Origin of the sequence: Pseudomonas gozinkensis (genome assembly GCF_014863585.1) — a bacterium.
Lineage (GTDB): Bacteria > Pseudomonadota > Gammaproteobacteria > Pseudomonadales > Pseudomonadaceae > Aquipseudomonas > Aquipseudomonas gozinkensis.
Window position 1 is genome coordinate 5,521,606 of the sequence record NZ_CP062253.1, and the last position, 10,895, is coordinate 5,532,500.

Annotated in this window: 6 protein-coding genes and 2 rRNA genes (1 of these 8 running past the window's edge); 3 read left to right on the plus strand and 5 right to left on the minus strand. The window is 58.8% G+C overall.

The window, feature by feature from the left end:
• Positions 1-143 precede the first annotated feature (143 nt).
• From mksB to mksF, 3 genes are read left to right on the plus strand one after another with little or no spacing between them, the layout of a single operon-like run.
• Positions 144-1,424 (plus strand): Mks condensin complex protein MksB, encoded by a 1,281-nt coding sequence (gene mksB / locus IHQ43_RS24570; protein WP_162803847.1) that lies wholly within the window; start codon positions 144-146, stop codon positions 1,422-1,424.
• The gene (mksE, locus tag IHQ43_RS24575) at positions 1,414-2,115 is read left to right on the plus strand and encodes an Mks condensin complex protein MksE (RefSeq protein WP_192562405.1); all 702 of its coding nucleotides are present in this window, start codon (positions 1,414-1,416) and stop codon (positions 2,113-2,115) included. The genes mksB and mksE overlap by 11 nt, the downstream gene beginning before the upstream one ends.
• Complete coding sequence (gene mksF, locus IHQ43_RS24580; RefSeq protein WP_192562406.1) at positions 2,112-4,952, plus strand: Mks condensin complex protein MksF; 2,841 nt, start codon at positions 2,112-2,114, stop codon at positions 4,950-4,952. Before mksE ends, mksF begins: the two co-directional genes overlap by 4 nt.
• A gap of 214 nt (positions 4,953-5,166) precedes the next feature.
• On the opposite strand, the gene IHQ43_RS24585 is transcribed toward mksF, so the two are convergent.
• The 5 genes from IHQ43_RS24585 to IHQ43_RS24605 all read right to left on the minus strand — a co-directional run.
• Positions 5,167-7,470, minus strand: coding sequence for a PqiB family protein (locus IHQ43_RS24585; protein WP_192562407.1), 2,304 nt, complete (start codon positions 7,468-7,470; stop codon positions 5,167-5,169).
• Positions 7,463-8,086 carry a paraquat-inducible protein A gene (locus IHQ43_RS24590; protein ID WP_011335949.1) on the minus strand — a complete coding sequence of 208 codons (624 nt, stop codon included), beginning with the start codon at positions 8,084-8,086 and terminating at the stop codon, positions 7,463-7,465. The genes IHQ43_RS24585 and IHQ43_RS24590 overlap by 8 nt, the downstream gene beginning before the upstream one ends.
• Positions 8,073-8,732, minus strand: coding sequence for a paraquat-inducible protein A (locus IHQ43_RS24595; protein ID WP_192562408.1), 660 nt, complete (start codon positions 8,730-8,732; stop codon positions 8,073-8,075). Before IHQ43_RS24595 ends, IHQ43_RS24590 begins: the two co-directional genes overlap by 14 nt.
• Positions 8,733-8,881: 149 nt before the next feature.
• Positions 8,882-8,997 (minus strand): 5S ribosomal RNA (gene rrf, locus IHQ43_RS24600).
• A gap of 157 nt (positions 8,998-9,154) precedes the next feature.
• A 23S ribosomal RNA gene (locus IHQ43_RS24605) occupies positions 9,155-10,895 on the minus strand; it runs 1,150 nt beyond the window's last position.

The window sequence follows — 10,895 nt, forward strand, 5'->3', positions numbered from 1 at the left end:
GCTCAAGATCGCGCGCTGTTGATCGATAGTCTTGACCGATACCTTGACGCAAAGAAAAGCGACAGCCCGTCCCGAGAGTGAATCGCATCCTTCGTGATGCAGTACAATCGCGGCTTTTAATCGCCAACCAGCCGGCCATTCCGATGATCGAACCCAAGCGCGTCTTGCGCGCCCTCGCTGAACACTGGGCACTTCTGGAGCCACTGTGCGAGCACTTCGACCAGGGCACCCTGAGCCTCAACGAACTGCGCACGCAACTGGCCGCCCAACAACTGGACAGCACGCCGCAGGACATCACCAGCCTGCTCGACGTGTGGATCCGCCTCGACATTCTGGTTCCCGTGGCGAAAAGCCCGAACCGTTTCGAGCTCAATGCGCAGATCCACGACTTCCTCGCCTACCTGCGTCGGGAACACCGTCTGGGCCTGTGCCTGGAGATCGAAGCCTATCTGCGGCACCTCGAGCGTCTGGCCGGTTACATCCAGGACGCGTTCGATGTCCGTGACGGCAATGATCTGGCGCGCCAATTGCGCCTGCTCGACATGCGCGTACGGGACGTTCTGAAGAAACTCGACAACGACGAACAGGCGTTGGTGGCCGTGGCTGAACGGGCCAAGACCAGCGACCGGCAGATTCCGCTGCGCCAGCGTTACGCCGAAGTACTGGCGACCTGGGACGAATACGTCGAGCCGATGATCGATCTGGTGAACGCCGACGGCGCCTTCGAGCAAGGCGTGCGCAAGGTCGAAACCGTGCTGCTGAAGATGCTCAGCGAACAGCAACGCCTCGGCCATCTGGTCGATGACGACATGCTGCTGCGCACCCACGCGCGCATCCTCGAAATGCAGACCAGCGCCCAGCTGACCCTGCGTCACGCCCGCGAGCTGCTGCTGCCGCTGCGTGAAGAAGCCCGCCGACACAACGCCGTGACCCGTGGCGCTGCACTGGCGCTGGCCGCGATCCGTCGCAAAGGCATCGACGCCGTGCCGCAAGCTGCAATGCCGCTCTTCACACGGCCGCAAAGCACCTTCCTCGGCAGCGCCAGTCAGGTCGAAGCCTACGTTTACGCCCTGGCCCGTTTCGAGCCGAAACCGGCACGCTTCCCCAAGGCGCACAAGTCGCAAAAGACCGGCGATGCCCCGCGCGCACCGCGCACCGTGCGCGAGATGGTCGACCGCTGCGAAGAATCCCTGCCGATGCCGGACCTGATGACCTGGCTGCTGGAGCAGGAGCCGGACGGCGCGACCGACGAATTGCTTTACTGGTTCTCGCGCCTGTCGCGGGAAAAACGCTTCAAGCGCGAGCGTCTGGAACGCCGCGAATACCACACTCACGAGCATCAGGTCAGCCTGCGCTCCTTCGCCCTGCTCTCGGCCGGCGACACCGCCGCCGAGGATTCTGCGAGCATCCCCAATGCATCTTGATCTATCCGAACTGTCTCAGCTGGCGCCGATCTTTCGCGAGCTGTTCAAGGGTTACCACGTCAGCCGCCGCGACCCGGAGCTGTACGCGCAACTGTCGAATTTCCAGGACCAGTACCGCACGCTGTTCAAGGCACTGGGCTTCGAACTGGTCTGCGACACCCGTGGTTTCTATTACTTCGTGCCGGACATGGCCGCAGCGGCGGTGAACAAGACTGCTCAGCGTCTGGCGCTGTTCACCTTCATCCTCGTCGAGCATCTGGCCGATCAGGGCCGCGATCCGATCGCCGTCCTCGATGGCGGCAGCCTCGGCCGCGAAGAACTGCCGTCGCTGCTGGAAAAGTACCGCGACCTGTTCATCCAGGCCGAAGTGCAGACGGTTGAAGAGCTGGAAGAAAAAATCATGCGCCGCATGACCCAGCTCGGTTTCGCCAGCGAAGAAAACGGCGTGTACCGTTTCCTGCCGCCGATGCACCGTTTCCTCGACGTCTGCCTGTCGGTGCAGCAAGACCGCGATCTGGCGGCCAGCGTGCACAGCGTTCTGCCGCTGCCGGCACCGGTGCTGATCGACGAAGCCGCCGAAGCCAAATTTCTGGAAACCGACGATCCGCTCGATCTTTCCGAATTTGATGAAGAAAGCGAAGAAGACGCACTGGCCCGCGCCATTGCCGAAGAACAGGAGTCCGACGCATGAGCCAGGAACGCTACGGCATCCGCCGCTTTGCCCTTTTGAACACCGCCGGTTACAGCCTCGGCCTGTTCCCGCTGGAAGAACCGCTGTCGGTCTACGGCGCGAACAACCTCGGCAAATCCGCCTCGATCAACGCCTTGCAGTTCCCGATCCTGGCGCGCATGTCGGACATGAGTTTCGGCAAGTACAGCCTGGAGCAATCCCGGCGTTTCTACTTTGCCTCCGACACCAGCTACATCCTCGTCGAAGTGAACCTGCCCCACGGTCCGCACGTGATCGGCGTGGTCGGTCGCGGCCCGGGCGGCGGTTTCGGTCACCAGTTCTTTGCCTATGCCGGCAAGCTCGATCTCGCCCATTACCAAAAGAACGACACCTGCCTGCGTCAGAAAGAACTGTTCAGCAACCTCGAGAAAGAAGGCCTGAAAGCCTACGAACTCAAGCCCGATGAGCTGCGTCGTTTGCTGGTTGGCGGTCACACGTCGATCCCGCTGGATCTGACCCTGATCCCGCTGCGCTCCACCAGCGAGCAGAGCCTGAAGACTTTCCGCGCGCTGTTCATCAACCTGCTGCACATGCGCGAAATCACCGCAGCCAAGCTCAAGCAGCTGTTCCTCGATGCCTTCGAGCACAGCCTGCGCTCCGGTAGCGTCGATTACATCGCCGCGTGCGAAGAAGCCTTCCGCGACGTGCGTCGCATGGAACAGGACTACAACTCGCTGGTGGCTGCCGGCCCGTTGGTCGAAGCCTTGTCCAACGGTGTGAAACAACGCGATGTGCTGCGCGGCAAACTGCATCGCCTGTCACCGCTGCTCGACTCGTTGCTCGGCACCTGGTCGGACTACGCCACGGCGCGCAAGGAAGAACTGACCATTCAGGCCGAACACTACCGTCGCGAGCAGGACGATCTGCAAAACGATCAGCGTGGCGGCACTCAGGAACTGATGCGTCTGGAGCGGGAAATCTCCGGCATCCAGCGCTGGCTCGGAGAGTTGTCGGTGCTGAAGAACCGCTTCGCGCTGGTCGATGACGTCAAGGTCCTGGAGCAGCAACTGCTGGCGGCCAAGGATGCTCACGACGAACTGGCCGGTGCGCTGGCGCAGTCCCGTCAGTTCAGTGCCGAGGATCTCGAAGAACGTCTTCGCGATCTGGAAAAACGCCTGAAGTCGGTGAAACAGCAACTCGATCACGCCGACAACAACAGCTACGCCCGCCTGCGCGAAGAGTTCTCGCAACAGGACGTCGAGCGCCTCATGCGTCTGTTCAACAGCGCGCTGTTCAGCCTGCCGCTGGGCGAACACGGCATCACCCTGGACGACGATGGCGAATGGGTGAAATCGGTCGAGCTGATCCTTGACGGCTTCAAGGGCGAGCGCTTCGAAGTGCCGGGCCTGTCGATCGACATCTCGCACATCGAGCCGCCGGCCCTGCAAGCGCTGGCCGACCGTGCCGCGTTGCGCGACCAGAAAGAGCGTCTGGAAAAAGAGCTCAAGCAACTCAAGACCCAACAAGCTGTTGCCTCCGACCGTGCCGCGAGCAAGACCCAGACCGAAGCGCTGTACCAGCAGGTGCTGGATGCGCAAAAGGCGCTGGAAGACTTCCGCCGCACCCAGACCCTGAGCGCCGAAGAAGGCGACAAGCTCGAGCAACTGGCGCAGATGGAAGCCGCACAGGACGAACTCAAGCGTTCCAGCGATGCGTTCACCGAGCGCGTCCAGCAACTGTCAGCCAAGCTGCAACTGGTCGGCCGACAGATCGCCGACATGGAAGCCAAGCAACGCACCCTCGACGATGCCCTGCGTCGCCGTCAGCTGTTGCCGGCGGACCTGCCGTTCGGTACGCCGTTCATGGATCCGGTCGACGATTCGATGGACAACCTGCTGCCGCTGCTCAACGACTATCAGGACAGCTGGCAAGGCCTGCTGCGTGCCGATGGCCAGATCGAAGCACTGTACGCACAAGTTCGCCTCAAGGGCGTGGCCAAGTTCGACAGTGAAGACGACATGGAGCGCCGTCTGTCGTTGCTGATCAACGCTTACGCCCACCGCACCGACGAAGCCCTGACCCTCGGCAAGGCCCGTCGCGCAGCCGTGACCGATATCGCGCGGACCCTGCGCAACATCCGCAGCGACTATGACAGCCTCGAGCACCAACTGGCGTTGTTCAACCGCGAGATCAACAAGCGTCAGGTGTCCAACCTGCAGAGCTTCCGCATCGTTCTGGCGCCGAACAAGGAAGCGCTCAAACACATCGACCAGATCATCCACAGCGCCGGTCAGTACGAAGAAGGCGAAACCCTGTCGGTGTTCGACCTGAGCCAGAGCGCCGAGCAGGACAACAAGAACGAAGAGGCCAAGGAATACCTGGCGCGGCTGGTGGCGGCAAACCACAACCAGCTCGGCCTCAAGGACTTGTTCGAACTGGCGTTCGAGATCACCAAGGTCAACGGCCAGCCGGTGATCCACACCGACATCGATGGCGCGGCGTCCAACGGCACCACAATGACCATCAAGGCGCTGACCAACATGTACTTGTTGCTGCACTTGATGGACCGCGACCTGGCCGGTCGCGTGCGCCTGCCGTACTACCTCGACGAGGCGGCGGACATCGACGAGAAGAACCAGGCCGCATTGCTGGAAACCAGCCTGCAACTGGGCTTCGTGCCGATTCTGGCGAGTGTGAAGCCGCAGGTCTGCGCCAGTGTCGCCATCGACCTGGAAGGCGGCAGCGGCCCGGCCGGGATCTACATCGATGAGGCAGACTGGAAGTACATCCGTCGCCACGATGTGGTGAAGGCCACCGTCAGTGTCGAAGCAGACGAGCCGGAGCTGGATGCGGTTTGATGCGTATCTGACGGGCACAAAAAAGGGCCGCGATCCATTGGATCGCGGCCCTTTTTAATGTCTTGGAATTTTGTGCTGAATGACAGGACCTCTTCGCGGGCAAGCCCGCTCCCACAGGGATTGATGTCTTACACAAATTTGTATTCAACACAAAAACCTGTGGGAGCGGGCTTGCCCGCGAAGGCGTCCTCAACGACGCGCCATATTTCCCGGATTATTTGCCGAGGGGGATTTTCGGTGCCCAGTTCAACCACTCGTCTTCGAACTTGTCGAACAGTGGGAAGGTTTGTTCGGCGCGGGCCTGGTTGCCCATCTTCTCGCCGTCCGGTGTGGCGAAGGCGATACCGCCCTGAATCACAGTCTCCAAAGACTCCGTGCGTACGGTCACGCCTTTGAACAGGCCGATGTCGAAACCGACGCCGCTGGTGTTCCAGAAGCGACTGCCGCTGCGCACCAGTGGCGCGTATTTCGGCTCGATCAGGATGTGCACCAATACGCGATCCGCTGTCTGGCCCAGTTCGTAACCGGTGACTTTGCCTACGGTGATCTCGCGATAGGTCACCGGCACACCCGGCTTCAGCGAACCGCGACGGGCGGCGCTCAATACCAGACTCAAGCCCGCTTCTTGCTTGGTGACTTCCGGCGCATTGGCCAGGGCCACGAAGTTCTTCTGCGGGCCGAGGTTCTTGGCCGCCGGTTGCACTTCGATGTACTGGCCAGTGACCAGAGTTTCCAGATTCGAGGTCTTGATCAGCCCCAATTCCGGTTTGACCACCCAGAACTGACTGCCGACCCGGGCGATCTTCTCCGGGACTTCGGTGATGCGCGCGGTGAGGATCACCGATTGCAGATCATCGGTCAGGTCGACACTTTCGATCTTGCCGACGTCCAGGCCTTTGAAGCGAACCGGGGTGCCGCTGCGCAGACCGTCCGCGCGATCAACCTTGATGGTGACGACGGCGCCTTTCTGATTCGCTTCATCATGATTGGCGAACAGACGGAAACGCGGAATGCGCTTTTGCAGCGGTGCCTTGGCTTGCGGCGTTTCGAAGGCGATGCCGCCAGCCATCAGCGTCTGCAACGATTCACTCTTGATCTGAATGCCGCCGGTCAAACCACCGGTCAACGTGACGCCGCTGACGTTCCAGAATCGGGTCGAGGCGTTGACCAGGTTTTCGTATTCCTTCTCGATGTGGACGCCGATCACCAGTTGCTTGCGGGTCTTGGAGAACTGATAGCTCTGCACCGAACCGACCTTGACCTGCTTGTAGAGGATCGGGCTGCCGACATCGATCGAGCCAAGGGTGTCGGTGAACAGCACCAGGTGCAGGCCGGGTGCGCGCAAATCCAGCGGCGGCGCTTTTGGCCGGGCCTCGAATTCACGTTGTGGCGCACCACCCTTGTCGCCCGGACGTACGGCGATGTAGTTCCCTTTTACCAACGCTTCCAGACCGGTGATGCCGGCCAGGGAAATCGAAGGTTTGACCACCCAGAATTGCGTGCCGGTGACCAGATAGTCTTCGGCCAGCGGATCGAGGGTCAGCTCAGCGGTTGCGCTGGACAGGTCCGGATCGATTTTCAACGCTTTCAGGTTACCGACCTGAATGCCCTTGTACATCACCGGGGTGCGCCCGGCTTGCAGGCCCTCGAAGTCACTGAGTTTGACCTTCACCCGGATGCCGGCGGCGGCCGCATCGAAGTCTTCATAGAGACGGAACGGCAGGCTTGGATCGGTGGGCGGACTGTCTTTGCGATTCTCCGGGGTGGCGAAGGCGATACCGCCGGCAACGATGCTGGCCAGGGACTCGCTGCGCACTTTCACACCGGACAGGTTGGCGTCGATGCTGATGCCGCTGGCGTTCCAGAACCGTGTGTGTTTGCGCACCAGTTTGGCGTAGGTTGGTTCAATGAACACCTTGAGTTCAACGGTACTCTGGTCTTCCGACAGCACGTAACTTTTGATCTGACCGACTTTGATCTGTTTGTAGAACACCGGGCTGCCGCGGTTCAGCGAACCGAGGCGATCAGCCTTGATCGTCAGGTGCAGGCCGGGTTTGGAGTCCGATAGCGGCGGCTCTTCGGCCAAGGCCTTGAACTTGCGGGTAGGCTCGCCTTCACCGGGGCTGATGGCGACATAGTTACCCGATACCAGGGTTTCCAGGCCAGTGATCCCGGCCAGCGTCACGCTCGGCTTGACCAGCCAGAAACGGGTGCTGGTCTTCAGGTACTGATCGACATCCTTGTTCATCTCGATGGTCGCGATGACCCCTTTGGAGTTGCCTTCATCATCAAGCTTGAGGGCTTTCACCTTGCCGACCGGCATGCCTTTGTAGACCACTTCGGTCTTGTTGGCCTGAATGCCTTCGCCGCTTTCAAAACGCACCTGAATCTCGATGCCGGTTTCGGTATAGGCACGCCAGCCGAGCCAGCCGCCGATAATCAGGGCGATCAGGGGCAGTACCCAGATGGCAGACCAGTTCGAAGCCGGTCGGGTTTTCGCTACGGGCAAATCAGTCATGGTCGGCGTCCGACTCCGTGTTATCCCAAATCAGTCGGGGATCGAAAGTGACAGCGGCGAGCATCGTCAGAATCACCACACTGGCGAAGGCGATGGCGCCAAGATTGGCTTCGACACTGGCAAGCCGGCCGAAGTTGACGACCGCCACCAGAATGGCGATCACGAAAATATCGAGCATCGACCAGCGGCCGATGAACTCGATGAAGCGGTACATCCAGATTCGCTGACGTGCGGACAACGGTTGGCGACGCTGTACCGAAAACAGCAGCAGCGCGATGCCCACCAGTTTGAACGTCGGCACCAGAATGCTGGCGATGAACACCACGGCGGCGATTGGAATCATGCCGTGCTGCACCAACTGGATGACGCCGGACATGATCGTGCTCGGGTCACCCTGACCCAGCGAGCTGACGGTCATGATCGGCAGTACATTGGCCGGGATGTAGATAATCGCGGCCGTGATCAGCAGCGCCCAGGTTCGCGCGAGGCTATTGGGTCGCCGGGCGTGAACCAGCGCACCGCATCGAGTGCAGGTCTGCACATCGCTGTCGGCATCCTGCCTGTTCAGTTCGTGGCATTCGGTACAGATCAGAATGCCTGCATCAATCGCCCGCATGGGCATCTTCTCCTGATAACGCCTGCCAGATCTGGTGCGGTGACATCACCACTTCAAGCCAGACCTGAACCAATAACAAACCGATGAAACACGCCAGACCGAGGCCCACGGTGATAGCCGCCATGTCCGCCAGTTTGACGATCGCGACCAGGACGCCCATGAGGTAGACCTCGAGCATGCCCCAGTCTTTGAGGTGGTGATAAATGCGGTAGAGCAACAGGCCATAACTGCGCCCGATGTTGAAACGGATGGTCAGCAACACGATCAACTGACACAGCAGTTTCAGCAGTGGAACAGCCATGCTGCAAAGGAATACGACGACCGAAACACCGCGCATATCGGTGTTGAACAGACCGATCACACCGCTCCAGACCGTGTCCTGCGACGATTGCCCGAGAACATTGAGCTGCATGATGGGTAAAAAGTTCGCCGGCACGTAGAGCAACAGCGCGGCAATGACCAGGGCGAGACTGCGCTGCACCACGTTATGACGGTGAGCGTACAGTTCGTAACCGCAGCGTGGGCAGAGTGCTTTTTCTCCGTGAGCAAGCTTGGGCTTGCGCATCAGAAGATCGCACTCATGACAGGCCACCAAGTCATCCAGCGGTAAATCTGACAGCCCGGGGGCGTCAACCGAATCTGACATAAGGGCTCTGGCTCCGAAAAGGTTGGGATCTATTCTAGTGTTCTGATTCGAAAATAACTGTGCAAATTTGTTCGTTGCCGCGAGCAAAAACTTTCCTGCGGGCAAAACAAAACCCCAACTGCTTTCGCAATTGGGGTTTCGGAATTTAATCTTGACGATGACCTACTCTCACATGGGGAAACCCCACACTACCATCGGCGATGCATCGTTTCACTTCTGAGTTCGGGATGGGATCAGGTGGTTCCAACGCTCTATGGTCGTCAAGAAATTCGGGTACTGACTCGTGACCAGATGGCCTCGCTTCAGCAAATTGGGTATGCGATAGTTTTCGGTGTTTTGTGAGCGTCGAACTTTCGGTTCATCTTCGTCTTCACACACCGCAACCTGGTCTCTTTCGAGTCTACAGATTGCTTGGGTGTTATATGGTCAAGCCTCACGGGCAATTAGTATTGGTTAGCTCAACGCCTCACAGCGCTTACACACCCAACCTATCAACGTCGTAGTCTTCGACGGCCCTTCAGGGAACTCAAGGTTCCAGTGAGATCTCATCTTGAGGCAAGTTTCCCGCTTAGATGCTTTCAGCGGTTATCTTTCCCGAACATAGCTACCCGGCAATGCCACTGGCGTGACAACCGGAACACCAGAGGTTCGTCCACTCCGGTCCTCTCGTACTAGGAGCAGCCCCTCTCAAATCTCAAACGTCCACGGCAGATAGGGACCGAACTGTCTCACGACGTTCTAAACCCAGCTCGCGTACCACTTTAAATGGCGAACAGCCATACCCTTGGGACCGGCTTCAGCCCCAGGATGTGATGAGCCGACATCGAGGTGCCAAACACCGCCGTCGATATGAACTCTTGGGCGGTATCAGCCTGTTATCCCCGGAGTACCTTTTATCCGTTGAGCGATGGCCCTTCCATACAGAACCACCGGATCACTAAGACCTACTTTCGTACCTGCTCGACGTGTCTGTCTCGCAGTCAAGCGCGCTTTTGCCTTTATACTCTACGACCGATTTCCGACCGGTCTGAGCGCACCTTCGTACTCCTCCGTTACTCTTTAGGAGGAGACCGCCCCAGTCAAACTACCCACCATACACTGTCCTCGATCCGGATAACGGACCTGAGTTAGAACCTCAAAGTTGCCAGGGTGGTATTTCAAGGATGGCTCCACGCGAACTGGCGTCCACGCTTCAAAGCCTCCCACCTATCCTACACAAGCAAATTCAAAGTCCAGTGCAAAGCTATAGTAAAGGTTCACGGGGTCTTTCCGTCTAGCCGCGGATACACTGCATCTTCACAGCGATTTCAATTTCACTGAGTCTCGGGTGGAGACAGCGCCGCCATCGTTACGCCATTCGTGCAGGTCGGAACTTACCCGACAAGGAATTTCGCTACCTTAGGACCGTTATAGTTACGGCCGCCGTTTACCGGGGCTTCGATCAAGAGCTTCGCGTTAGCTAACCCCATCAATTAACCTTCCGGCACCGGGCAGGCGTCACACCCTATACGTCCACTTTCGTGTTTGCAGAGTGCTGTGTTTTTAATAAACAGTCGCAGCGGCCTGGTATCTTCGACCGGCGTGGGCTTACGCAGCAAGTGCTTCACCCTCACCGGCGCACCTTCTCCCGAAGTTACGGTGCCATTTTGCCTAGTTCCTTCACCCGAGTTCTCTCAAGCGCCTTGGTATTCTCTACCCAACCACCTGTGTCGGTTTGGGGTACGGTTCCTGGTTATCTGAAGCTTAGAAGCTTTTCTTGGAAGCATGGCATCAACCACTTCGTCGCCTAAAGGCAACTCGTCATCAGCTCTCGGCCTTGAAACCCCGGATTTACCTAAGATTTCAGCCTACCACCTTAAACTTGGACAACCAACGCCAAGCTGGCCTAGCCTTCTCCGTCCCTCCATCGCAATAACCAGAAGTACAGGAATATTAACCTGTTTTCCATCGACTACGCTTTTCAGCCTCGCCTTAGGGACCGACTAACCCTGCGTCGATTAACGTTGCGCAGGAAACCTTGGTCTTTCGGCGTGGGTGTTTTTCACACCCATTGTCGTTACTCATGTCAGCATTCGCACTTCTGATACCTCCAGCAAGCTTCTCAACTCACCTTCACAGGCTTACAGAACGCTCCTCTACCGCATCACTTACGTGATACCCGTA